The sequence below is a fragment of the Sphingomonas sp. H160509 genome (assembly GCF_024124765.2).
Classification (GTDB): Bacteria; Pseudomonadota; Alphaproteobacteria; order Sphingomonadales; family Sphingomonadaceae; genus Sphingomonas.
Genome location: NZ_JAMXSR020000001.1, coordinates 1 through 22,283, shown reverse-complemented (window position 1 = coordinate 22,283; position 22,283 = coordinate 1). Strand labels below are relative to the sequence as shown.

The following is a 22,283-nucleotide window of genomic DNA, read 5'->3' as shown; positions in this document are numbered from 1 at the left end:
TGTCACCGGTCTAGACCGCTTTGCCTCCTTAGTTCGCCGTCATCAATGCCAAGTCCTGCCGCGTGCCGACGCAGCAGCCAGGCGCTCGCGAAAGCCTTCGTCCGAAGCGGCGTCGATGTATCGGTCGCAACCACGCGCGACCTGGAAAGCTATGCAGCGGATGCTGCTGCGATCGGCCCCCCGCGTCATTCCCACGACTCTGGCCGAAGCGATCAAGGCCGACGTCATCTTCCTCGCCGTGCGGTTCGAGGCGCACGCGGATGTCGCGAAGGCGCTTCCCGGCTGGCACGGCAAGACGATCGTCGATGTGACCAACGCTTACGGCGTGGAACTGGCCGACGGCGGAATGACCGTGTCGGATGCGGCTCGGTTGCGGGCGCTCGAGGACGAGAACCGCCGGCTGAAGAAGCTGCTGGCAGAGTCGCTGCTCGACGTGTCGGCGCTGAAGGATCTGCTGGGAAAAAACTGACCCGGTCTGGAGAGCGCTACGCTGCGGGGGAGAAGCTGATGGCCGACCACGGCTTCTCCGAGCGTCGTGCCTGCAGGCTAATCGGGGTCAACCGGTCGGCATGGCAATATGAGCCGCTTCGCGGGCAGGACGATGCTGTCCCCGTACGGATGCGCGAGATCGCGAACGAGCGTCGTCGGTTCGGCTACCGGCGGCTGGCGATCCGGCTCAGGCGCGAGGGGAAAGGCATGAACCTGAAGAAGGTGTATCGGCTGTATCGCGAGGAGCGACTGACGGTACGCAAGCGTGGTGGCCGCAAGCGCGCGCTGGGCACGCGGGCGCCGATGGCGATCCCGCAAGAACCCAACCAGCGCTGGTCGCTCGACTTCGTATCGGACTCGTTGGCCTGCGGCCGGCGGTTCCGTATGCTCAATGTCATCGACGACTACAGCCGGGAATGCCTGGCTTGCATCGTCGACACCTCGCTGTGGGGTCGGCGGGTCGTTCGCGAGCTGAGCGCCATCGCCGAGCGTCACGGGCTGCCGTGCATGGTAGTCAGCGACAATCCTGTCCTGAGCGAAGCCGAAGGGGGGCACCGAGCTGACCAGTCATGCCGTCCTCGCCTGGTGTCAGGACACCGGGGTCGAGTGGCACTACATCGCCCCGGGAAAGCCGCAGCAGAATGGCTTTGTGGAATCGTTCAATGGTCGCTTGCGCGACGAGTGTCTGAACGAACACCTGTTCCCCTCGCTGGCTGCGGCGAGACGGATCATCGAGGCATGGCGGACGGACTACAACACCGTGCGTCCGCACAGCAGTCTTGGCGGGATGGCTCCCGCCGAGTTTACGAACCGCCCCCGCCAGGGGCATATGGAAACCGAAGCTAAGTTATCAGCGGCCTGAAAACGGGGAGCAGGTCAGAACGCCAAAACCGCCGCTATCGCCGAAAGGCTGCGGACTTGCAGGAAGATAACAAGATCATCTTCTCGATCATGATCAGGAAGATCGGCGCGCGCGAGGGCGGCATTGGCGTTGCCCGCTTCTTCGATCGTTCCGCATTTCGATCTGTTACCCGACAACAACGCCTTCACGATCGACCTCAGCTCCTCGCACATCGCGGTCGAGACGTCCCGCGACGATTGCAGGGCCGGTCAAGTCGCGCGCAACGGGACAACGCGAACAAAGATTGACTCCCAATACAACTCGTCCATTATGCGGGCCAACGTTCCGCTAGACGGAACAAGTCAGGAGAGGTGTGATGCGGGAAATTTTCCGGCTTAGTGCGTCTGTGCTCGTGCTGGCGACAGCGTCAGAAGTATTCGCTCAAGATGCGCAGTCCACTTCTGCCACGGCACCGGGCAGCTTAATCGAGGCCGCGACGGACCAACCCGAAAAGGGCGCTGACATCGTCGTCACTGGATCGCGCATCTCGCGGCCCGACTATATCGCGGAAAGCCCCATTGTCACGATCGGCGCGGAAGCCGTGGCTGCGCGCGGTCCCGCAACGCTTGATGCCACGCTCAATCAATTGCCGCAGTTTGCTGCCAGTAACGCCAATAGCGGATCAAGCCCGGCACGGCAGGGACGCGCGAATGCCAACCTGCGTGGCTTGGGAATTCAACGAACCTTGGTTCTTGTCGATGGACGGCGGACGCAACCGTCCGATTCTCTCGGCGCGGTAGACCTTAATACTATCGCCCCCGCGTTGATCGAAAATATCGAAGTCATCACTGGTGGCGCCTCGGCGGTCTACGGCTCGGACGCGATAGCCGGCGTGGTGAATGTGAAGCTGCGCCGCCGCTTCACCGGACTCGAACTGGACGCGCAGTATGGCATAACCGAACGCAATGACTCCGAAGGCCTATCCCTGTCCGCCACGATGGGTGGCAATTTTGCCAATGATCGCGGCAACATCGTCGCATCGATCGGCTACTTCGATCGCTCCGGTACGTCCCGTGGGTCACGCCCCTTCTTCGAAGGTTCTGGTATCGCCAGTGCCCTAATCGGCGGCGCAGTCACCGCAAGCGGCACCAACTTGCCGACTCAGGCCGCGTTGAACGCCGTATTCGCATCTTATGGGGCAGGAACGCCTGCACGAAATGCAGCGTTTGGCGTTAATAGTGATGCGACATTGTTCACCACGGCTGCGCCAGTCCTCAACCTGCGCTATCCGGCCGGCGATCCCTATGTCGTCGTTGAGGACCGTGTCGGGTTCCCGTTAGGCGAGTTCATCCCGCTTCAAACCCCCCATCACTCGCTATAACGCGTTTGTAAAAGGCAGTTACGAAGTCGCAGACGACATCGAAGCCTATTTTCAGTTCAACCATTCGCAATATTCATCGAGTTACAGCAGACCCGGCTATTCGGCCGGTTCAGTCGCCCCGCTGGCAACAATCCCAGTAGCAAATCCATTCGTTCCAGCGGCTCTGCGAGCCATCGCAGCGTCGCGGCCGAACCCTAACGCGCCGCTTAACTTCACGTTCAGCACCAGCCGTGTCGGACGTACCAACTATGAGTTTGACAATGAAGTCAGCGAGCTCCTGGTCGGCGCGCGCGGCAAAGTTTCGTCGCTTGGATGGAGCTGGGACATCTATGGCTCCTACGGCCGCACCGTTACCAGCGAACGATCGTCAGGGTTTATCAACATTGCAGCTTTCCAAAAACTGGTCGGGGCTGCCGATGGCGGTGCCTCGATCTGTCCGGGCGGGTTCAACCCGTTCTCTGTCGCGGCACTCGACGTAACACCAGGGCAGGAAGCCTGCTACGACTATTTGAATCGCAACCTGAGCGAGCGTACGACCCTAAAGCAGGCGATCGTTGAAGGATCGATCCAAGGCGGTCTTTTTTAACTTGCCAGCGGGCGAGGTTCGCTTCGCCGCAGGTGCAAGCTATCGGCGCCCAAGCTATGGCTACGCCCCGGACGAGCAGCGTGTGCGGTCTGAAGTCTATCCGGTCCAGCCGACCAATGGCACGGGCGGCAATTACAATGTCAAGGAAGGCTTTCTCGAATTGTTCGTGCCAGTGTTGCACGATCTTCCACTTGTCGAGGAACTCAATCTTGACGTCGCTTATCGCTATTCAGATTACAGCACGATCGGCGGCGTTAGCACCTACAAGGGCAGCGCTGACTGGGCCGTCGGGGAGGGGTTACGCCTTCGCGGCAGTTACCAGCGCGCTATCCGTGCGCCGAGCCTAGGCGAGCTTTTCGCTCCGCCCGAGCGCGCATCGGCGGGCGTCGGCTCGATTGCACTTGGTGGTGGCGACCCCTGCGACATCACCAGTTCGTTTCGTGGCGCCAGCGCCAATGCGGCACAGGTTCGCGGATTGTGCCTAGCGACCGGCGTACCCGGCGCGGTCGTCGACATCTTCCGCTTCGCCGGCAGTTCCGTACCGGGGCAAGCCTCCGGCAACCTCGGCCTGCGCGAAGAAACGGCCGACACTTACACCTTAGGGGCGGTTTGGCAGAGCAAGTCGCAATCCCCGTGGCTCCGCCGCTTGTCCGCGTCGGTCGATTTCTACGACATCAAGGTGCGCGATGCGATCGGCAGCATAACCGCGCAGGTCGGCCTGTCACGCTGCTTCAATGGCGATGGCCAATCTAATTCAACTTATGATCCGACCAATTTCTTTTTGCCAATTGACCACGCGCAACGTCAATGGCGGCATCGAGCTGCAGCTCCAGCCAACATTAAACCTCGCGGCGTATGAGGTGTCGGGGATCGACTTTCAGTTCGATTACGGCATCAAGTTAGCCGATGTCGGCCTGGGCAACGCCGGCGACCTTGGCGTCAACATCGTCCTTTCTTATCTCGACAAGTACAAGATCCAGAACCTCGCCGACGCACCGTTTCTCGATTATGCCGGGACTATAGGCAACGCGCAAATCGACCCGGGCGCGACGGCCTTTCCGCGCTGGAAATTGAACCTGTCGACCACCTACAAGATCGGTCCGGTGGAGCTGACCGGCACGTATCGCTGGTACGACAGCCTGAGCCACTATTCCGATGTGGGGGTATCCAACCCAAGCCGCCCGGGCTCGGCGGCGATCGACTATGTCGATCTGGTTGGTCGCGTCGGGATCAACGATCGGCTGCAACTGCGCGTAGGTGTGCAGAACCTCTTCGATACCCAGCCGCCGAAATGGGTCGGCTTCGGTGCCACCGACCTCGGCCTCTATGACATCCTGCAGCGGCGGTTCTTCGTCGGCCTGCGCCAGCGCTTCTAAGGAGGAACCATGTCCCCGATTTCGATCACGCGACGTTCGGCACTGGCTGGCGGGCTCGCCACCGGCGCGGCGTTTGCTATGCCGGCGGACGAGGCAAGCGCACAGGCTTTCGTTTCCTCCCCTGGCGGAAACGTGAAGGTGATGCCCGCCATCACTCGCTATATCGCGGACTCGCCCGCAGCGCCGGTGCCGGCACCGATCCGCGAGCTTGCCCAGCTGCACATCCTGGACACTTTGGCGTCAACCGTCGCCTGTCGCGAGTTGGAGGCGTCGCGATTGGGACGCCAATATGCTGCGGCACAGGGCGGCGGACGGATACCGATATTGGGATCGACGGACCGCGCGAGTCTGATCGACGCAGTATTCGCCAGCGCGATGACCGCACATGCCGCTGAGATCAACGATTTCATCCCGTCCGCGTTCGTCCAGCCTGGCCCGGCGATCGTCAGTGCCGCCCTGCTGCTAGGCCAGCAGCGCGGCTCAAATGGGCGGCGCTTGGTCAACGCCGTGATCGCCGGGTATGAATTGGCTGGCCGCATTCCCAAAACCATCAGTACGGCCAACCTGTCGCGCGCCGGGTTAGCCAATCACGGGATCGGCCCGGTGTTCGGCACCGCGGCGGCAGCCGCCTCGCTCATCGGCCTCGATGCAGACAAGGTTGCGCATTGCCTGAGCTACTGTGCGCAGCAGGCATCGGGATCGTGGCAATGGATGCTCGACGTTCGCCATATCGAGAAAGCGTTCGTCTTCGCCGGGATGGGCGCGCGCAACGGCCTGCAGGCAGCACTGATGGTCGAGGCAGGCTTCACCGGCGTGCCGGATTGCCTAGATATCGAGGGGGGCTGGTTGCGCTCGTCTGCGTTCGCCGGCGGCGAGGCGGACCGCGCGTACCTGATTGAGCATTTGGGGCGGCGGTTCGAACTGACTGAATCCGCGTTCAAGCGCTACCCGTCCGGCGGTCCTACCCAACCGGCGGTGGAAGCGTTGCTCGACCTTCGCCGACAGCTGAATCCAAACGAGGTGGAGCGGATCGTCATCGCCATGCCAGGGCGGTGGCAGGCGTTCCGCGACGCCAACATGCCGGCGCTCAACTTGCCCTATCTGGCATCACTCATCATCGCTTGATGGCAAGCTAGATTTCGTCGCGGCGCAATCGCTTGAGCGCATGCACGGTGATGCGGCGGTGGCCGCGTTCCGGCGGCGTGTCGACGTCATCCACGATCCCGCGCAGGAAGTCGCCAAGGGACAGCCCCGCACCGAATCCGCTCGCGTCACGATCATGCGTCGTGGCCAGCCGCCGCTCGAGAAATTCGTGCCGTGGGTGCGGGGCTTCCCGTCCCATCCGATGTCACGTGCCGATGTCGAGACCAAGGCGCGTGATTTGATCGCGCCCGTGTTGGGGCGGACGGTTGCTGACGAGATCGTCCGCCGCACCGCCGGGCTGGACGATGAACCGCGCCTCGGACCTCTTGTTGCGCTAGTCACGCGCTGAACGAGAGAAAGGATCTACATGCGCCCCGTCCAGACCGCCCTCAACGTGTTGGAGGTGATCGCCCACGATCAACCGGTCGGTCTCAGCGCGATCGCGCGCGAGCTCGAACTACCCAAGACGACGGTGCACCGCGTGCTCCAGACCCTGCAGGCCGCTGGCTGGATCGCCATGGACGCGGAGGCGCGGGGCGACTGGACGATCACAATCAAGGCGGGCCTGGCGGTCGGCAGCGCGCAACACGCGACCGCGAAGCTGCGCGGCGCCGCCTTTCCGATCATGGAAGAACTCCGGACGCGAACGGGGGAATCGGTCTATCTTGCGATCAGGGAAGGAGACACGCTGGCGCTGATCGAGCGCCTTGATGGACCCAACCCGATAGCGCATGCATGGCCGCTGTGGCAGCGCGGGCCGCTACACGCTACCTCGCTAGGCAAATCGATGCTTGCGTTGCTGCCGGTCGAGGACGTCACGCACTATCTCGATAAGCCGCTGACCCGCAATACCCGACGAACCTTGGTGCAGCCTGCCGCCCTGTTTGCCGAGCTCGCGCTTATCGAGGAGCGCGGTTTTGCTACCAGCTTTCGCGAAAACTGGCCGAACGAGAATGGCGTCGGGGCCGCCATCCGGGATGCCCGTGGGCAACCGACCGCCGCGATCTCGATCTCGGCGCCGACCGACCGCGTCAGCGAAGTACAATGCCTCGAGCTCGGCCCCCCAGATCGCAGACGCGGCGCGGCGGATCGGCTTGGGACTGGCAAGATCATGAACTGAACGGGAGAAGACGATGCTAGAGCAGGATTGGTCGCGCAGGGCGGTGATGAGCGGGTTGGGCTCAAGTCTGCTGATGCCGCGCGTGGCATCGGCGCAGGCCGCGACGGCGGCGACGGCGCAGACCGCTAGCGGACTGGTGCGTGGTATTGATCGCGACGGCGTGCTGGTGTTCAAGGGTATGCGTTACGGCGCCAGCACTGCCGGTGCCAACCGTTTCCTACCGCCTCGCCCCCTCACCCCTTGGCGAGATACATTCGACGCGACCAGCTATGGTGATCAGGCGCCGCAGACCCGCTCCTTGATCGCCGATGACGGGCCGATGAGCGAAGATTGCCTGCGTATCAATATCTGGACACCGCGGCTCGACATCCGGCGGCGGCCAGTCTTGCTCTGGTTCCATGGTGGAGGGTTCGAAGCTGGTTCCGGCTCGTCGCCGCTCTATGATGGATCGTCGCTGGCCCGCCGTGGCGATGTCGTGGTCGCGACGATCAATCACCGGCTCAACGTGTTCGGCCACTGCCATCTCGCCAAGCATCTCGGTGGTCGCTACGCGACATCGGGTAACGCCGGGTTCTTGGATCTCGTCGCGGCGATGCGCTGGGTGCGTCAAAATATTGCGGCATTTGGTGGCGACCCCGATAACATCATGATTTTTGGCCAGTCGGGTGGTGGGCGCAAAGTCAGCCTGAGCTACGCGTCGCCGGCCAGCATTCCGCTGTTTGCGCGCGGCGTCGTGCAAAGCGGGGCGCACTTGTTAGTACAAACGCCCAATCAAGCGGGGCAACTCACCGATGCATTGCTGAAGCAATTGGGAATCGCCGCCAACGCGGCATCGAAACTGATAGACGTGCCGATGACCGCGCTGGTCGACGCCCAGGGCGCCGTGATCCGTTCTGCCGGCTACCGTTTCGAGCCGGTTCTGGACGGTATCACCTTCACCCAGCAGCCTTGGATTCCGAACGCGCCTCGACTCAGCGTGGGCAAGCCGATGATGCTCGGCAACACCCGCACAGAACTCTCCGCGCAAATGGGCATGGCCGATCCGCGGCTGAATGAGATGACGGAGGCTGCGCTCCCGGCTGCAGTGGGGCGGGTCGTAGGTGCCGCCAAGGCTGCACAGGCAATCGACGTTTATCGCGAAATCTCACCCCAGGCATCACCGGCAGAACTCTTCTTCAAGATCGCGACCGGGCGTGCCTATGCTGGCGACACGATCATCATGGCGGAGGCGCGCGCTGCGCAAGGGGCGGCTAGCCGGACATGGAAGTACGAATTGGCCTGGCGGACGCCGGTCGGCACGCGCGGAAGGTTTTCTCCGCACTCGCTCGATCTGTCATTCGTGTTCGATAACGTGCCCGCCGGAAAACTGTTCGTCGGGCCGCCATCGGCCGACACCGCGGCTATGGCGAACGCTATGTCGGAGAGCTGGATCGCATTCGCTCGCTCGGGTAATCCCAACAACCCGGCTATACCACGCTGGGACCCCTATGATCTCGATCGCCGTGCGACGATGGTCTTCGACGTGCCCAGTCAGCTTATTTCCGATCCGCACGGCACCGAGCGCGTCTTCATGTCTCCGCTCGGTACGCAACAGGGAGAGACCGGGCGATACCGTAGCTCGATGTAGCTGATTTGCCGGAGCGCCGCCACGCCACGCCGCGCAAACGAGCCGCGAACGTGGCCGTCAGGAGAGGGTAATATGGTTAAGGTAAAATTTAAACTGGTGTGCAGCGTCTGCGCTATGGCCTGGGCATCGCCCGCCGCCGCGCAGCAGTCGACGTTCCTTATAATCTCCAAGCAACGGGCAGCCGCGACCAAGAAAGTCGAACTTATTGCCGCATCCCTGCCACCGACCAGGTCCTTTACCGGACAGCCGGACAATCTGCCTGGCACGGTCAAAGTGACGACGAAGGCAGGTGTGCTGATCGGCACCACCGTCACCGACACCAGGCATGCAGGAAAAATATCGTGAGTACACATCTCAACCGGCGGGTTGTTCTGGTCGGCTTGGCATCGGCAGGAATAGTCCCGGCGACCGCCCGGGCGCTGCCCGCGAGTATCGGAAACGACTGGCCGATCGCGCAGCCCGAAGAGGTTGGGTTGGATGCGGTAAGACTGGCCGTTGCGGCGGACCAGCTTGCCGCACTCGGCGAGCGGCAGGGTCTAGTCATCGTGCGTGACGGGCGGCTGGCGTTCGAGCGCTATTGGACGAACGATTATCATCGGGCCGACCCGGCGTGGCGCAACGTGTCGTTTTCCTCGGGCAAATCGTGGGGGGCGACAATGGTCGCGAGGGCGGCGATAATGGGCAAGCTCACGATCGACGATCTTGCCAGCCGCTATGTGCCGGCCGTGCGTACCGGGCTGCACCCCGACACCCGTATCCACCACCTATTGACCATGAGTTCGGGCGGATCGCTAGTTACCAAGCCAAGCTCCAAACCGCCCCGTAAGCTGACTGATACCACGCCGCCTAGAACGCCAGACGAGTATCATCGATCGGTCCGCAAGAGTGAAGAACGCGGCGCTCCCGAGGGCTATGGTGTCTCCATCCTGCCCGGCCAAACATTCTTCTACGACGGCGCTGCCGCCGACCATCTGGCGGAGATCGTTAGCGCCGCTACCGGCAGGCCCAGCTACGATTTCATGATGCGGGACGTGATAGACCGCCTCGGCTGCCGCCATGTCGACTATCAGCCCGAGGGCGTTGATCATAACAGGGACGTCCGTATCGGCGGTTCGATGCTGATCGCCTGCCGCGACATGGCGCGGCTCGGCCAACTCTATCTTGATCGTGGTCGCTGGAACGGCAGGCCGTTGATAGACACGGCGTTCGTCGATGCCGCAACCCGATCCTCGCCGCGCAATCCGGACTATGGCTATTTGTGGTGGCTGAACACAAGCGGCCGGATTTCACATGCGCCCCGCACCATGTATTTCGCCGCTGGCGCGCGCGGACAGTTCTGCTTCGTTGTTCCAGAACGCCGCCTGATCGTGTCTACGATGGGATTTGGTGCGGAACAATTAAGCGCGCAGCGTGCCTGGGAAATACTTGGGTCGACGCTGCTAGTTTAGGCTCAGAACCCGTTGCTCTGACAGGCTCGATCTGATTCAGCCTCCATGGAAACACCGGGATGAGCGACCTACACTAACCGACCGACAAGCAGATGACGCGCTTCGAGTCATATTTTCCCAACAGCCATTTCATCGTTTCTATTTGTCGGTCGCCAACCCCCGCAGCCATTGTTCATCAGTGCGAAAGGCGCGTTTGACGGCCCCACCGTTGGTAGTGAATTCGATCACGGAATGCTCGCCCGGGGTCAACGCCGGCCAACGCAGGCCATTGCCGCAATCGATATCGCCGGTGCCGGCGTAGAAGGCGAACGCCACCCAGCAAGGATGCATCGATTTCGCGACTGCGGCGTCTGCCGCGGTTGCCTCCTTGCCGAGCGTATCCCAGGCGAATTGCAGTTCGGCCGAATGGATAGCGCCCTTCGATTGGTCGAGCGACGCGCGGACGTGCGAAAAATAGTATTGAAACGCCGGCGTGCCAGCTTCGGCGAACTGCGTCGCGATCCAGCGGTCGCGTGCCCACAGGCCCCCCTCGCCGGAATTTCCGCCGACCACGAACGGCACTTTCGGATGGTGCTTGAAAGCCAGGCTCGTCATCCATGGCTCGACGAAAAACCGCCCGTCGATCGCGCCGCCAATGCCGCTGCCGAGTTTTTCGATCGGCACCGCGCGCAATTGTTCGGGCGTCGCCTTGGCGCCGTCCATGCCCCATTCGATAGCCTTGCGCACGCCGCGCAGATGCAGTTCGGCCATCGACGCCATCGGGCGCGTGTAGGTCGCAGAATGCACCATCGCCTTCTTAAATAGCCCTGCGCTCATCGGTGACACGAGTTGCGAATACACACCGTACCCGCCCGCCGACTGCCCAAAGATCGTGACGTTGTCCGGATCGCCGCCGAACGCCTTGATGTTGCGCTTGACCCAACGCAACGCCTCGGTCTGGTCCATGTTACCGTAATTGACCTGCGGCTCATCTTTACCGGCCGCCGCGCTCAATGCTGGATGACCGAACCAGCCCGCCGCGCCCAGCCGATAGTTCAGCGTGACGACGATTACGCCGTCACGCGCGAACGATTGGCCGTCATAGGTCGGCAGATGCCCGCCGCCGACTTCGTTTCCCCCGCCAAAGAACCATACCATCACTGGCGCAGGCCGAGCGCGCTTGGCGGGTGCGAAGACATTAAGATACAGGCAGTCCTCTTTCGACGGACCCGACACGCCGCCGAGATTGGCGGTCATGCCGTCGGGATCGGTCTTCTGATAGCATGGCAGCGCAAAGTGACTCGCATCGCGCACCCCGACCCACGGCACGGGCGCGACCGGCGGTTTCCACCGGAGCGGCCCCACGGGCGGCTTAGCGAATGGGATGCCAAGAAAGCGATTGACACCGTCCTGCGTCAGGCCAGCTATGCGCCCGGCATCGACCGTTGCCGTCGCTTGCGCGGACTTTGCCGGTCGCTGCGCCGTGACGGATGCCGCCGATAGCAGACAGGCCATCAGCCCAATGGCGGAAATCGCGCGCATATTTGTCCTTACTCGTTCCTATATACCTAAACAGTCACGACTGCTTGTAAATGTCAACGGAAGACGCGTCATTATCGTGCCTCGGGTGTAGCCTCGGCGGCGGCCGCATCACGCTCGGCGAGCATGCGTTCAGTGAACATTTGTTTGTACCAGCCGAGCAAGGCGAATGCCGCGTCGATCTTGCTGCGGTCCTTCGCGAACAGCAGTTCGATCGAGAGCCCGCGCATCGCAGCCTGATGCAACTTGCTCATCGCCTCCAGCTGCGGGACGTTGGTGAAACCGATATCATCCGCGATTTCCAGCATGCCGCTCAGTTGCCAAGACTCGAACGTCTCGATCACTTCCGGCAAACGGGTCGCCAATTCAGGGTTGCCGCGCGATGCCATAAGGATTTCCAGCAGGGTCATAGCCTCAGGTTCCTGCAGGGTTGCCCAAGACGCGTCGGTGATCGCGGCGAAGCGCGGCAAGCCGCGAGGGCGCGCGACGATGATCTTACGACGCTTGCCCTGCGAACGGCGCACGACCTCCAGCGCAACCGCCAGGATCAGCTCAACCTTGGTCGGGAAATGGTGTAGCAACGCGCCGCGGCTGATCCCCGCTTCCGCAGCGACCGAGAGCGTCGTGGTGGCGGAATAACCGTCGCGATATAGGCAGGCGATTGCGGCATCGATTGCCTTGGTGCTGGTCTCTTCGCGCCGTTCGGCCTGGCTTCGGCGTTGCACGGGCATGCGACGCGGCGTCATGGCGGGGGGCAGATTTAGTGGTTTCACTCATCAATCGTATATCGCACAGGAACAACCGCCGCAAAAAGTCGCCGCAACGCCGCCTTGTTGAAATACATGCAGTCACGCCTGCTTAGATGTTAGAGCTACTCAGAGCGTAAGATAGCGTATCCAAAAGATATCTGGGGAGCGGATGGTCGAACCGCAGGTTTAGGTGAAGCGACGGACGATCGTCGATGGCATGAACACGACGTTGTTCGTGCCCGGACTCGCCGCTGCCCATGCGGCGGTGGCGGCCACGATCAGCACCAGCAATGGGGCAGCACGCGGCGTTGAGCGCGACGGCGTGACCTGGGGCAAGAACATCCGCTATGGTGAAAGCACCGCCGGCACCGGACGCTTCCGGCCCTTGGTGGCGTTTCCGGCTTTGACGATCAGGCGCCGAAGATGCCCCCGCGGCGGAGGTGTTCTTCGCCGTCGCCTCGAACCGCGCTTTCGTACTTGATTCCACGCTGATGGCGCAGGCGCGCGCAACCGGAAGGACGTCGAGCAGGACATGACCCTACCGGCTAATGTGGCGGTCCCCGGCGGAGGGCTGGCGGCGCACCACACCGCACTCGCTCGACCCGCCGTTCGTGTTCGACAATGTGTCCGCCGGTGCGGCGCTCTCGGGTCCGCCGACCGGGGCCACAGCGGTTATGGCGCAGCAAATGGCGGACACGTGGATGGCCTTTGCGCGGTCCGGCAACCCTGACAATCCCTGCATCCCGCCGTGGGCGCCCAACGATCTCGAGCGAAGGACGACGATGCTGTTTAACGTGCCGCCGCGCGCGATCGCCGACCCGTTCAAGGCGGAACGTGAATTCTTCACGCAGTTCCCGACGCAGCAGGGCAGTGCCGGGAGGTACCGCAGCGCCTCATAACCGCCCGCGCCGTCAGCCCTCCGTAGCGCCGGCGGCGGGCCGGTTTGTCGCCCAGAAATCACGGAATTTTGCGCGCGGGTCGTTCTCGACGCGGGTGTCATTGTCTAAGATCAGCGTAGCACGCTTGCTTTGCTCATAGGCTGGCCAGTGCGGCAACGCCGGGTTGTTTGGATTGCCGGTCGCAGCGAACGCGCCCCATATTGATGCGGCGCGCTCGGCCATCTTCATACTGCTGGGATTAGGCCCGTTCAGCCCGCCGCGCACGCTATACAGGCTTGGCGCAACATCGATCCCATGCACCGCACCGAAGCGCCCGCCGAACGCCGGGCTTGGCCAAGTCCACAGATACGTCCATACCGGTGCCGCGCCCAGCCTCGCCTTCATCTCCGCCTGCACAAACGCTCCGCGCCGGAACAGCAGGTCGCTGTCAATCCGCGCCGCGATCAGGAAAGCGGGCGATTTGGTATCCTCGCGACGGTACATCTTGACCACCTCTTCTGCCTTCGCCCCCGCCCGTTGTCGCGCAAACGCCAGAAGTTTGACCTCGTCCATGCGGAAATCGCTCATCCGGTACGCGCGTTCGTCGAGCGCGGTCGATACGATCATCGGTACATTCGCCGAAATTTGCGGCGCATCGGGATCGAACGGGTGCCGCGGGATCGCGACGCCGTCCAGCACCGGCGCGAACGATCCCGGTGCCTCGCCCTTCGCGCGCGCCGCCGCTTCGAGACCCGCCTGAGCTTCAAGGATCGTCAGCCAAGGCAGTTGCTGTAACTTGCGCACGTCGCGCGGCCCTATCTCCAGCGCCTTCATCAGCGCCGCGGCGCGCGCGGTAGCGACATCAGGGGTCATTACGCGCAACGCCGAGCCGCTCATCACGCCGGCGCGGTGCATCAGTCCTTTGGCCGATGGCATGCCGAGCAGCACGCTGGTCTTCGCTCCGCCGCCCGACTGGCCATAGACCAGAACGCGTGACGGATCGCCACCGAAACGCGAGACATTCTCCTGCACCCATTGCAGTGCTGCAACGATATCCATCATGCCGGCGGCACCGGAACGCGCAAAGCTGGTCCCGCCCTGCTCGGCTAAATGTAGGAACCCGAACGCGCCCAGCCGATGGTTGACGGCGATCACGACGCTGTTGGAATGGCGCGCCATCATCTCGCCGTCCATGCCGACCGCATTTCCCGACCCACCATAGAAACCACCTCCATGCAGTACCACAATCACCGGCGCCTTGGCCTGTTGGGAGACGCTCGGGGTCCAAAGGTTGAGCGCCAGGCAATCTTCGCCGGGGCCGGCAGGCTGCAGATCGAACATGATGAGGTCGCCATACGCGCTGCGGCGATCAGCCGGCACCTGCGGGCTGACGTCAGAATAGGCCAATGCATCGCGGATTCCGGACCATTTAGCCACCGGCTGCGGCGGCATGAATCGGTTGCGCCCGCCGGTCGGCGCGCCGTAGCGGATGCCCTTGAACGCGAACACATCGCCAGAAAGATAGCCGCGCAACCGCCCCTGTGCGGTCTCCACTACCGGGAACATCGCGCTCGCCGCGGATAAGCGCCCAGAGGCCGCAAGCAGCCCTGCCCCTAGCCCCAAGCCGATGGCGGAACGACGGGTGGGCGCGAATGATGACATGTCTTCTCTCCTGGCTCTTCCCGCATCGTGATGGGCGGGATCGAGTGTCGCTTATCCGGCAATCCGCGCGCTTGATCAAGAAACAATCTTGACTGCTGGTTTCTATCGGCCGAGCTTATAGCGACATGAAGATAGACATTCAGGAGCAGGTTATGGCTAGGCAAGGCGCGGGTTTACGACATGCGATATTGAGCATTGTGGCGGCGGCCGGGCTGTCACCCGCCACCGCGCAAAAGGCCGATCGTCCCATGCTCAAGACGACGTACGGCCCGGTGACCGGCAGCCGCGAAGGCGACGTGCGCGTGTTCAAGGGGGTGCGCTACGCCGCCAGCACCGCCGGCCGTCGCTTCCAGCCCGCGCTGCCGCCCACGCGCTGGACCAGGACGATCGCTGCGACGGAGTTTGGCGACCAATGCCCGCAGATCGCCGGCGGCGACACACACCTGTTCGATTCGTGGAAGAACGAGCGCCCGGCGAGCGAGGATTGCTTGTTGCTCAACTTCTGGACGCGAGGCCTAGGCGACGGGAAGAAACGGCCGATCATGGTATGGCTGCACGGTGGCGGCTACGTCACCGGGTCGGGCGCGAGCTTAGGTTATGACGGCGTGCGCCTCGCCAATCGCGGCGATGTCGTGGTGGTCACGATCAACCACCGGCTGAACGCGTTCGGCTATCTCCACCTGGCCGGCATCACCAATGACCCGCGCTACGCCGATTCCAGCAACGTCGGCAGCCTGGACATCGTCCGCGCGCTGCAATGGGTGCACGACAATGCTGCGGCGATCGGCGGCGATTCCGGCAACGTGACGATCTTCGGTGAATCGGGCGGCGCGGCGAAGGTCGCGACGTTGATGGCAATGCCGGCGGCAAAGGGCCTGTTTCAAAAGGCGATCGGACAGAGCGGATCGATGTCGCTGGCCGGTTTCTCGCCAGAATTCGGCACGACGATCGCGAGCGACTTGATCGCCACCGCCGGGTTGGATCCGACCAAGATCGATGCGCTGGCGGCGATGCCGATCGCCGATCTCGTCAAGGTGATGCAGAAGTCGCGCAGCCGCGGCGCGAACTTCCGCCCCGTCCCTGACGGCCGATCGCTGCCGCGCCAGCAGTTCGATCCCGATGCCACCCCCGTCTCGCGCGGCGTACCACTGCTGGTTGGCACCAATCGCACCGAGACGACGTTACTGATCGGCGGCAGCGATCCCAGCGTGTTCACGCTGCGCTGGGAAGATCTGCCCCGCCGCGCCGCGCCGTTTCTGGCGGGGGGTGATGCTTCAGCGATCATCGCCAAGCTGAAGGCGACCTATCCCACCGAAAGCGCCAGCGACCTGTTCATCCGCATCTCGACGCAACGCCAGTATCGCCGCACCGCAATTACCCAGGCCGAGCGTAAGGTGGCGGGTGGCGGCGCGCCGGTGTGGATGTATCGACTTGACTGGCAAACGCCGGTTGATGGCGGCAAATGGCAAACACCGCACGCGCTCGAGATCGCCTTTGTATTTGACAATGTTGCTAAATCGACGTCGATCTCGGGCTCGGGCCCGGATCAGCAGCGGCTCGCCGATCTGATGAGCGATGCGTGGATCGCGTTCGCTCGTACCGGTAATCCCCGCACCGAGGCGCTGCCGGACTGGCCGCGCTACGATGCCACGCGACGAGCGACGATGATCTTCGACGTCACGCCAAAGCTGATTGACGACCCCGATCCCGTCGAACGCAGCCTGTTTGAGACACTGCCGGTGAGCCGCGGGCAGTGACAGAAAGCGGGGCCGGGTTGACCCGCCTGTCCGCGATGATCGGCGCAGCGTTGGGTAGCGCATTGAGCCATCCGGCGCCGGCTGCGTAGTCCGAGCATATCAAGGACGCAGAGCCAACAGGCGGTCATCCATACCCAGACCGCTTATATAGTCGGCTTGCAGCGCGCGACGGTGCCGGAGCCGATCCGCGACCTCGCTTGACTGCACGTGCTCGATACGCTCGTCTCGATCATCGTGCAGCGGGCTGGAGTCACGACGCTTGATCGCTCTTTACGCCGCGACGGTCAGCGGCGGTCTGACGGCCAGGAGAGCTATTCTCGACTCGCGCTATCGCGCCAGCGTTGTCGATGCTGTGTTTGCCGGCGCGATGACTGCACACCGCCCCGAGACCAACGACTTCATTACCTCTGCCTATGTCCAGCCCAGGCCGGTCGATTGTGCCCGCGATCACGCTGGCCGATGGTCGACCCGTACGATGCTGAGCGCAATCCTGGCCGGCTACGAACTCGCCGGCCTCATCTGTGCCGGCTACGATGTCATCATGGTCGCCGCCCTTATCGTTGCCGTGCGGCCGATTATGCTGCGCCATGGAAGTGTATAACTCATATCGTGATTCCCCATCAATATCGCGCTGTCAGGCCGATAAAGAAGCGCCGCCCGATAATATCATAGGCCGAGGTCGAGGTGGAAGCCGGGCCAGCGAATTCGGGCGGCTGCTTGTCGGTCAGGTTGGTGATCCCGGCGCGCAGCTCGAATTTGTCGTTGGCGCGAATGCGGCCGGTCAAGTCAAAGTAGCTGACAGCCGGCACGCCGGCGGCAGTGCCGGTCGTATTGCCGACATTGGCGGAATTACTTTGCTTGCCGGTATAGCGCCAGCGAAGTGACAGCGATCCGTCGGTGCCCCCGACCGTCGCGCTGGTGACATGCTTCCACGCCGGATGCGTCTCGGAGAAACCGTCGATCTGCGTGTTGCCGATCGTCCCAGCATAATCCTTGAATGGTTCCGTCGCCAGGTTCTGTATCTTGTAATCCAGCACATAGGTGACCGAACTGTCGAGCGACAGCGTCCCTAAGCGGCCGATATCGATCGCGGCATTAGCCTGGAAATCAATTCCGGCCGTCTTGTAGGCGCCCAGATTAAACAGCGGCTCTTGGATTGTTCCCAGCACGCCCGCGGAGTCACGCGCGATCAACTTGCAATAGAAATTGTTCGGATCGTATGTCGGATTCAGGCCGCCAAAATTGAAGCATTGGTTGAGCGCGATCGGGCTGGTGACGTAGCCGATCGCATCCTTCAAGCTGATATTATAGTAATCCACTGAGAAGGACAGCGTCCGGAACATCGATTTGGCGAAGGCAGGTTGCAGCACCAGCCCAACGGTATAGCTGTCGGCCGTCTCCTCATTAAGGTCGAGGTTGCCGATACGCTGTGCGGCGTTCGCTCGGCCATTATACCGATAGGGATCCGATCGAAGCCGCGGGCACGCCTGTCGCGATGCACAGGGCGGCAACGCGCGCAGGGTCCACACCCGCCACACGGCCGGCGCGTGCCGAGCCGGTTGCATCGCAAGGGTCGCCACCGCCTCCCGATGCCAGGCCAATTACCCCCCGTTGCACCTGACGATGGAGAAAACAATTCACCGAGTGCCGGCGCCCGGATCGCACGCGAATAGCCACCGCGAATGCCTGCGCCGCGGATCGGCGACCAGTTGCCGCTAGCCTTGTAGGTGTGCGTGCCGCCAATGGTGTTGTAGTCGGAATAGCGGTAGGCGAGGCTGAGATCGAGGCTGTGGAAGAACGGCGTGTCTTTCAGCAACGGCAAGGCAAGCTCGCCATACAACTCACGCACCTCGACGTCGCCGCGTGACGATCGGGCGCCGGACGTACCGACAGCATCGGGCGACGTCGTCACGCCTAGCACGGCGGTGGGCGTGGGTGCGTTGCGCGGATCAACGTCGGCGCGATAGGCATTGCGGCGATATTCCGCGCCGATCGCGAAAGCCGCCGCCCCGCCCGGAAGCGCGAACAGGTTACCGGAAAGATTGGCCTGCATTACCGTCTGGTTGAAACGATAACGATTGGTGGTGTCGAGGCTGAGATAATCGGAACAGGATTGCGATACGGGCGCAAAGGCAAACGGATCGTACCCACCGGCGCATACCGATCGCCCACCATCCGCCACGCCGTTCGCGCCGACACCGTTCAGCACCGCATTAAGCCGGGTACGGCTAACCGAATTCAGCGTGACCTCGTCCTGGTGCGTCTCGCCGTAGCTTGCATATACGTCATAGCGCAGCGACGATCCCAGCTTGCCCTTCACGCCGAACAGCCCCTGGCCGACATCGTAATCCTGCCGAATGCGAAGCTGGCCGATCCGGCCGGTATTGAAGTAATAGATCAACGACCCGATCGGGTTTGGCCGCGAATTGAGTGCGATGCGCAGGTCCGGCGTGACGAATGGATTGTCGGCGCGGATGCGGATCGGATCGACGACGGATTGAGTGGCGCCGGACTCGGCTAGCTGGTCTGAGGTGCTGTGTGCGAAATTCACTTGCCCATACAGCGTCACCGCCTCCGACAGATCAAATTCGCCGCGTGCAAAGCCGGTGAAGCGTTCGAGCGGCAACTGCAGCGTGGTATCCTCCAGCGAGCGTTGCGTTACCGTGCCGGTGTCGCTGACAACATAGCCGGTGATCGAGTTGGGCCGCAGGTTCAAGGCGCCCGTATTGCCGATCAGCGTGCCGTCCGGATTGACCAAGAGACTGCTAGCAGCAGGCGGAACGGCGGTGCCGTAGGTGTTCGTAAAAAAGTCGTTGATAGGCCAGAATTGACGCCGCCGATCCGCCGCCGAAGCGGTTGGTGCCCTCCAGTACGATTAGGCCGTTGGTCGGGGTCGCGGTGCCCAGCCGGTTGTCAAAGAAGGATCGCGAATTGCGCGAAGCGGTGCCGCGGTTAAGATACGAACCTGAAACGAACAAACGTGCGCGTTCCTCCGCGAAGGCTGTGCCCCAAGTCAATGATGCACTCTGCGTATCCGCATCGCCCTGATCCGAAACGCCGACATCCGCCTGCAATTCCAGCCCACGAAACCGGTTGTTGAAGCGAAAATTTACCACGCCGGCCACGGCATCGGAGCCATAGACCGCCGACGCGCCACCTGTGATCACCTCCACGGTCGAGATGAGCGCAGGTGAGATGGTGTTGAGATCGATAGTGCCCAGCACGTCGGACGATTGCAGCCGACGCCCGTCGAACAGCACCAGCGTACGTGACGGCCCGAGGCCCCGCAAATTGGCGCTTGCCCGGCCGCCGGATGTGCCCGCACCGAACCCACTGATGCTGGATGTTTGCGCATTGGCCGATGCTTGAAACTGGGGCAACGAGTTCAGGGTCTGCTCGATCGTAGCCGGGCCGGTATCCTGGACGAATTTCTGGTCGATCGTCGTGATCGGGCTTTCAGCGACGTAATCGCGCCGCGCGATACGGGATCCGGTAACAACGATATCTTGCCCGTCGGCGGCGGCAGTTGCCTGGTCTGCTGTCGAGACAACGTTCTGGGCCGTCGCTGGGACACCCAGGACCAACGCACTGATGCCGGTCATCAGCCGATAGCGAAATCCGATCATCATCATCCCCTCGATTCCGGGGGGCAACGCTGCCGCCCTCCTCTGCCAGCCTCTGCGGACCATATCCAAAGGTGCGCCTACACTAACCAGCAGTCAAGATTGTTTTGGCATTTTTATGCCGAAAATTGGATACATCTGTGCCATCAAGAGGAACAGTCTTGCCAGCAATCCCCGGTTTGACGCCAGACGCTTAGTATGAAATGCCTCCAAATAGTACATTGTGCCGCATCGCGGCACGGAAGGAGAGAGTGATGGGAGTGGTCCGACACGAGACACCAACGGCGGATATCGTCGCCATCACCCTCGATAACCCGCCACGCAATGCCATGGACGATGAGATGATCGCGGCGCTGATGACAGGGGCTCGACAAAGTCGCGCGCGACACATCGATCCGCTGTCTGCTGATCACCGGTCAGGGCAAGGCGTTCTGTGCGGGTGCCGATCTAAAACGCGCGGCGGGGGCGGTGAAAAGCTTGGCCGAATCGGGCGCATGCTGGACGGGATAACGAACTGCCGGGTGCCGGTGATCGCGGCGATCAACGGCGCCTGCGCCGGGGCGGGCTGGAGCTCGCCTTGTCGTGCGACATCCGCATCGCCTCGCCTTCCGCGATATTCATCTGCGCGGGCGTCAATGTCGGGCTGATGGCGTCCACCTACAGTTTGCCGCGGCTGATCGGTCTCGGCCCCGCCAAGGCAATGCTGCTAACCGGTCTCCCCTTCAATACCGCAACCGCTCAGCATTGGGGACTTGTTACTGCTGTTCACGACGAGGATCGATTGCTCGACGAGGCGCTCCTCCTCGCCCGCCGTATCGCATCGCGCGCACCGTTATCAGTCGAGGCGAGCAAGCGCGTCGCCGATGCCGCGCTGGCGATGACGGCGGAACAGGCAGCTGCGATGGTGGCAGGAGAATTGCCGAAACTGCACGCTAGCGAAGATCATCGCGAAGGCGTGCGCGCGTTCGTGGAGCGCCGCGATCCTGTGTTCTTGCGTCGATAGAAGACACCGTCGGCGCCGCCTCCCCAACCCCTACCAGGAAATTCCGTGACCCAAGCCGCTCTTCAAAACCTCCGCGTGATCGATTGCACGCACGTTATTGCTGGCGCCTATTGCGCAATGCTGCTCGCCGATCTTGGCGCGGACGTCGTCAAGATCGAGCCGATCGGCGGCGAGAACAATCGCAGCACGAACATGCTGCCGTTCAAGCCATTCGACTTTATGAACCGCAACAAGCGTGCGATATCGCTAGACCTGCGCAACCCCCGCGCCATCGCGCTGATACGCACGTTGATCGAAACCGCCGACATCTTCGTCGAGAATTTCCGACCCGGCGCGTTCGACCGCCTCGGCCTTGGCTATGACGACCTGAAGGCGATTAATCCCCGCCTCATTTATTGCTCGATCTCGGGGTTCGGCCATAGCGGCCCATATCGTGAGCGCGGCGGCTTCGATCTTGTCGCACAGGCGATGAGCGGGATCATGAGCTTTACCGGCGAACGTCGGGAAACAGGCACACTCGCCGCGCCGGTCGCGGCAGGCGTACCGCTATCCGATCTCAATGCAGGCACGTTCGGCGCGCTCGGGATTCTCGCCGCCATCAACCACCGTCACATGACAGGGGTCGGCCAAAAGGTTGAGGCGACGTTGCTGGAGTCCGCGCTGGGCTACGCGGTATGGGAAACCGGCCTGTACACCACGACAGGCGAGATCGCCGTGCCGCGCGGGTCGCGTCATCGCCTCGCCGCCCCGTACGAGGCGTTGAAGACTAAGGACGGGTATATGGTGATCGGGGTCAACAATAACGGCCTATGGAAGCGGTTCTGCCCGGCGATCGGCGCGCCCGATCTCGCCGACGATCCGAGCTTCGCGCTGCCCGCCGATCGCGTCGCCAATCGCGACGATCTGCAAGTAGCGCTGGAGGCAGTCTTCGCTACCAACGTGACCGAGCATTGGATCCAGAAATTGCTTGCGGTGGGCATTCCCTGTGGCCCGATCAACGATATCGGCCAGGCAGTCGAGGATCCACAGATTAAGGCGCGCGGGTTGGTCGCAGAGATAGACGGTCGCCGGTTCATCCGCGC

Annotated in this window: 21 protein-coding genes and 3 pseudogenes; 17 read left to right on the top strand and 7 right to left on the bottom strand. The window is 62.5% G+C overall.

From position 1 onward, the window contains the following. Positions 1-115: 115 nt before the first annotated feature. Together NHF48_RS00120 and NHF48_RS00115 are read left to right on the top strand one after the other, a co-directional pair. Positions 116-256: pseudogene (locus NHF48_RS00120) on the top strand (hypothetical protein); the annotation flags it as partial. Further along, positions 239-1,351 (top strand): annotated as a pseudogene (locus NHF48_RS00115) (IS3 family transposase). The pseudogenes NHF48_RS00120 and NHF48_RS00115, both read left to right, overlap by 18 nt. Positions 1,352-1,365: 14 nt before the next feature. On the opposite strand, the gene NHF48_RS00110 reads toward NHF48_RS00115, so the two are convergent. Further along, the gene (locus NHF48_RS00110; RefSeq protein WP_263816534.1) at positions 1,366-1,563 is read right to left on the bottom strand and encodes a hypothetical protein; all 198 of its coding nucleotides are present in this window, start codon (positions 1,561-1,563) and stop codon (positions 1,366-1,368) included. Between the two features lie 143 nt (positions 1,564-1,706). On the opposite strand from NHF48_RS00110, the gene NHF48_RS00105 reads away from it, so the two are divergent. The 9 genes from NHF48_RS00105 to NHF48_RS00065 all read left to right on the top strand — a co-directional run bounded on the left by NHF48_RS00105 (position 1,707) and on the right by NHF48_RS00065 (position 10,011). Further along, the gene (locus NHF48_RS00105) at positions 1,707-2,711 is read left to right on the top strand and encodes a TonB-dependent receptor plug domain-containing protein (protein WP_253069850.1); all 1,005 of its coding nucleotides are present in this window, start codon (positions 1,707-1,709) and stop codon (positions 2,709-2,711) included. 554 nt (positions 2,712-3,265) lie between these two features. Then, positions 3,266-4,156, top strand: a complete 891-nt coding sequence (locus NHF48_RS00100) for a TonB-dependent receptor domain-containing protein (protein WP_263816533.1) — start codon at positions 3,266-3,268, stop codon at positions 4,154-4,156. Then, positions 4,086-4,673, top strand: a complete 588-nt coding sequence (locus tag NHF48_RS00095) for a TonB-dependent receptor (protein ID WP_253069848.1) — start codon at positions 4,086-4,088, stop codon at positions 4,671-4,673. The genes NHF48_RS00100 and NHF48_RS00095 overlap by 71 nt, the downstream gene beginning before the upstream one ends. A gap of 9 nt (positions 4,674-4,682) precedes the next feature. After that, positions 4,683-5,798: an MmgE/PrpD family protein gene (locus NHF48_RS00090; protein ID WP_253069847.1), complete on the top strand. Its 1,116-nt coding sequence runs from the start codon at positions 4,683-4,685 to the stop codon at positions 5,796-5,798. Positions 5,799-5,838: 40 nt separating this feature from the next. Beyond that, a complete protein-coding gene (locus tag NHF48_RS00085) occupies positions 5,839-6,165 on the top strand; it encodes a hypothetical protein (RefSeq protein WP_253069846.1) in 327 nt (108 codons plus the stop codon). Between the two features lie 18 nt (positions 6,166-6,183). Beyond that, positions 6,184-6,936: an IclR family transcriptional regulator gene (locus NHF48_RS00080; RefSeq protein WP_253069845.1), complete on the top strand. Its 753-nt coding sequence runs from the start codon at positions 6,184-6,186 to the stop codon at positions 6,934-6,936. A gap of 13 nt (positions 6,937-6,949) precedes the next feature. Then, positions 6,950-8,563, top strand: coding sequence for a carboxylesterase/lipase family protein (locus tag NHF48_RS00075; protein ID WP_253069844.1), 1,614 nt, complete (start codon positions 6,950-6,952; stop codon positions 8,561-8,563). 72 nt (positions 8,564-8,635) lie between these two features. Next, on the top strand, positions 8,636-8,908 hold the full coding sequence (locus NHF48_RS00070) for a hypothetical protein (RefSeq protein WP_253069843.1): 273 nt from the start codon (positions 8,636-8,638) through the stop codon (positions 8,906-8,908). Then, positions 8,905-10,011 carry a serine hydrolase domain-containing protein gene (locus NHF48_RS00065; RefSeq protein ID WP_253069842.1) on the top strand — a complete coding sequence of 369 codons (1,107 nt, stop codon included), beginning with the start codon at positions 8,905-8,907 and terminating at the stop codon, positions 10,009-10,011. The genes NHF48_RS00070 and NHF48_RS00065 overlap by 4 nt, the downstream gene beginning before the upstream one ends. A gap of 138 nt (positions 10,012-10,149) precedes the next feature. Here the strand turns inward: NHF48_RS00065 and NHF48_RS00060 are convergent, their stop codons facing one another. Together NHF48_RS00060 and NHF48_RS00055 are read right to left on the bottom strand one after the other, a co-directional pair. Further along, a complete protein-coding gene (locus tag NHF48_RS00060; protein WP_263816532.1) occupies positions 10,150-11,532 on the bottom strand; it encodes a carboxylesterase/lipase family protein in 1,383 nt (460 codons plus the stop codon). Positions 11,533-11,603: 71 nt separating this feature from the next. Then, positions 11,604-12,260, bottom strand: a complete 657-nt coding sequence (locus NHF48_RS00055; RefSeq protein WP_263816531.1) for a TetR/AcrR family transcriptional regulator — start codon at positions 12,258-12,260, stop codon at positions 11,604-11,606. 208 nt (positions 12,261-12,468) lie between these two features. Between NHF48_RS00055 and NHF48_RS00050 the strand changes: the two genes are divergently transcribed. After that, the gene (locus NHF48_RS00050; protein WP_253069839.1) at positions 12,469-12,759 is read left to right on the top strand and encodes a hypothetical protein; all 291 of its coding nucleotides are present in this window, start codon (positions 12,469-12,471) and stop codon (positions 12,757-12,759) included. Positions 12,760-12,889: 130 nt separating this feature from the next. After that, positions 12,890-13,177: a hypothetical protein gene (locus NHF48_RS00045; RefSeq protein WP_342454524.1), complete on the top strand. Its 288-nt coding sequence runs from the start codon at positions 12,890-12,892 to the stop codon at positions 13,175-13,177. A 12-nt stretch (positions 13,178-13,189) separates the two neighbouring features. Here NHF48_RS00045 and NHF48_RS00040 read toward each other — a convergent pair whose 3' ends face one another. After that, positions 13,190-14,722 (bottom strand): carboxylesterase/lipase family protein, encoded by a 1,533-nt coding sequence (locus NHF48_RS00040; protein ID WP_263816530.1) that lies wholly within the window; start codon positions 14,720-14,722, stop codon positions 13,190-13,192. Between the two features lie 248 nt (positions 14,723-14,970). On the opposite strand from NHF48_RS00040, the gene NHF48_RS00035 reads away from it, so the two are divergent. Together NHF48_RS00035 and NHF48_RS00030 are read left to right on the top strand one after the other, a co-directional pair. Continuing rightward, positions 14,971-16,575: a carboxylesterase/lipase family protein gene (locus NHF48_RS00035; RefSeq protein ID WP_263816529.1), complete on the top strand. Its 1,605-nt coding sequence runs from the start codon at positions 14,971-14,973 to the stop codon at positions 16,573-16,575. Positions 16,576-16,834: 259 nt separating this feature from the next. After that, complete coding sequence (locus NHF48_RS00030) at positions 16,835-17,176, top strand: hypothetical protein (RefSeq protein WP_253069835.1); 342 nt, start codon at positions 16,835-16,837, stop codon at positions 17,174-17,176. A gap of 19 nt (positions 17,177-17,195) precedes the next feature. Here NHF48_RS00030 and NHF48_RS00025 read toward each other — a convergent pair whose 3' ends face one another. The 3 genes and pseudogenes from NHF48_RS00025 to NHF48_RS00015 all read right to left on the bottom strand — a co-directional run bounded on the left by NHF48_RS00025 (position 17,196) and on the right by NHF48_RS00015 (position 20,201). Then, a complete protein-coding gene (locus tag NHF48_RS00025) occupies positions 17,196-18,140 on the bottom strand; it encodes a TonB-dependent receptor domain-containing protein (RefSeq protein WP_253069834.1) in 945 nt (314 codons plus the stop codon). A gap of 80 nt (positions 18,141-18,220) precedes the next feature. Then, a pseudogene (locus tag NHF48_RS00020) lies at positions 18,221-19,126 on the bottom strand (TonB-dependent receptor domain-containing protein); the annotation flags it as partial. A gap of 214 nt (positions 19,127-19,340) precedes the next feature. Beyond that, complete coding sequence (locus NHF48_RS00015; RefSeq protein WP_263816528.1) at positions 19,341-20,201, bottom strand: TonB-dependent receptor plug domain-containing protein; 861 nt, start codon at positions 20,199-20,201, stop codon at positions 19,341-19,343. 511 nt (positions 20,202-20,712) lie between these two features. Between NHF48_RS00015 and NHF48_RS00010 the strand changes: the two genes are divergently transcribed. Next, a complete protein-coding gene (locus NHF48_RS00010) occupies positions 20,713-21,201 on the top strand; it encodes an enoyl-CoA hydratase/isomerase family protein (protein WP_342454537.1) in 489 nt (162 codons plus the stop codon). Positions 21,202-21,246: 45 nt separating this feature from the next. Then, the coding region (locus tag NHF48_RS00005) for a CaiB/BaiF CoA transferase family protein (protein ID WP_263816527.1) at positions 21,247-22,283 on the top strand (1,037 nt) is incomplete at its 3' end.

Coding starts and splice junctions, on each gene's coding strand:
- NHF48_RS00085 (WP_253069846.1), top strand. CDS start 5,839: ATGCACGGTGATGCGGCGGTGGCCGCGTTCCGGCGGCGTGTCGACGTC.
- NHF48_RS00070 (WP_253069843.1), top strand. CDS start 8,636: ATGGTTAAGGTAAAATTTAAACTGGTGTGCAGCGTCTGCGCTATGGCC.
- NHF48_RS00060 (WP_263816532.1), bottom strand. CDS start 11,532: ATGCGCGCGATTTCCGCCATTGGGCTGATGGCCTGTCTGCTATCGGCG.
- NHF48_RS00090 (WP_253069847.1), top strand. CDS start 4,683: ATGTCCCCGATTTCGATCACGCGACGTTCGGCACTGGCTGGCGGGCTC.
- NHF48_RS00015 (WP_263816528.1), bottom strand. CDS start 20,201: ATGATCGGATTTCGCTATCGGCTGATGACCGGCATCAGTGCGTTGGTC.
- NHF48_RS00105 (WP_253069850.1), top strand. CDS start 1,707: ATGCGGGAAATTTTCCGGCTTAGTGCGTCTGTGCTCGTGCTGGCGACA.
- NHF48_RS00035 (WP_263816529.1), top strand. CDS start 14,971: ATGGCTAGGCAAGGCGCGGGTTTACGACATGCGATATTGAGCATTGTG.
- NHF48_RS00110 (WP_263816534.1), bottom strand. CDS start 1,563: ATGTGCGAGGAGCTGAGGTCGATCGTGAAGGCGTTGTTGTCGGGTAAC.
- NHF48_RS00055 (WP_263816531.1), bottom strand. CDS start 12,260: ATGCCCGTGCAACGCCGAAGCCAGGCCGAACGGCGCGAAGAGACCAGC.
- NHF48_RS00075 (WP_253069844.1), top strand. CDS start 6,950: ATGCTAGAGCAGGATTGGTCGCGCAGGGCGGTGATGAGCGGGTTGGGC.
- NHF48_RS00025 (WP_253069834.1), bottom strand. CDS start 18,140: ATGCAACCGGCTCGGCACGCGCCGGCCGTGTGGCGGGTGTGGACCCTG.
- NHF48_RS00080 (WP_253069845.1), top strand. CDS start 6,184: ATGCGCCCCGTCCAGACCGCCCTCAACGTGTTGGAGGTGATCGCCCAC.
- NHF48_RS00040 (WP_263816530.1), bottom strand. CDS start 14,722: ATGTTCCCGGTAGTGGAGACCGCACAGGGGCGGTTGCGCGGCTATCTT.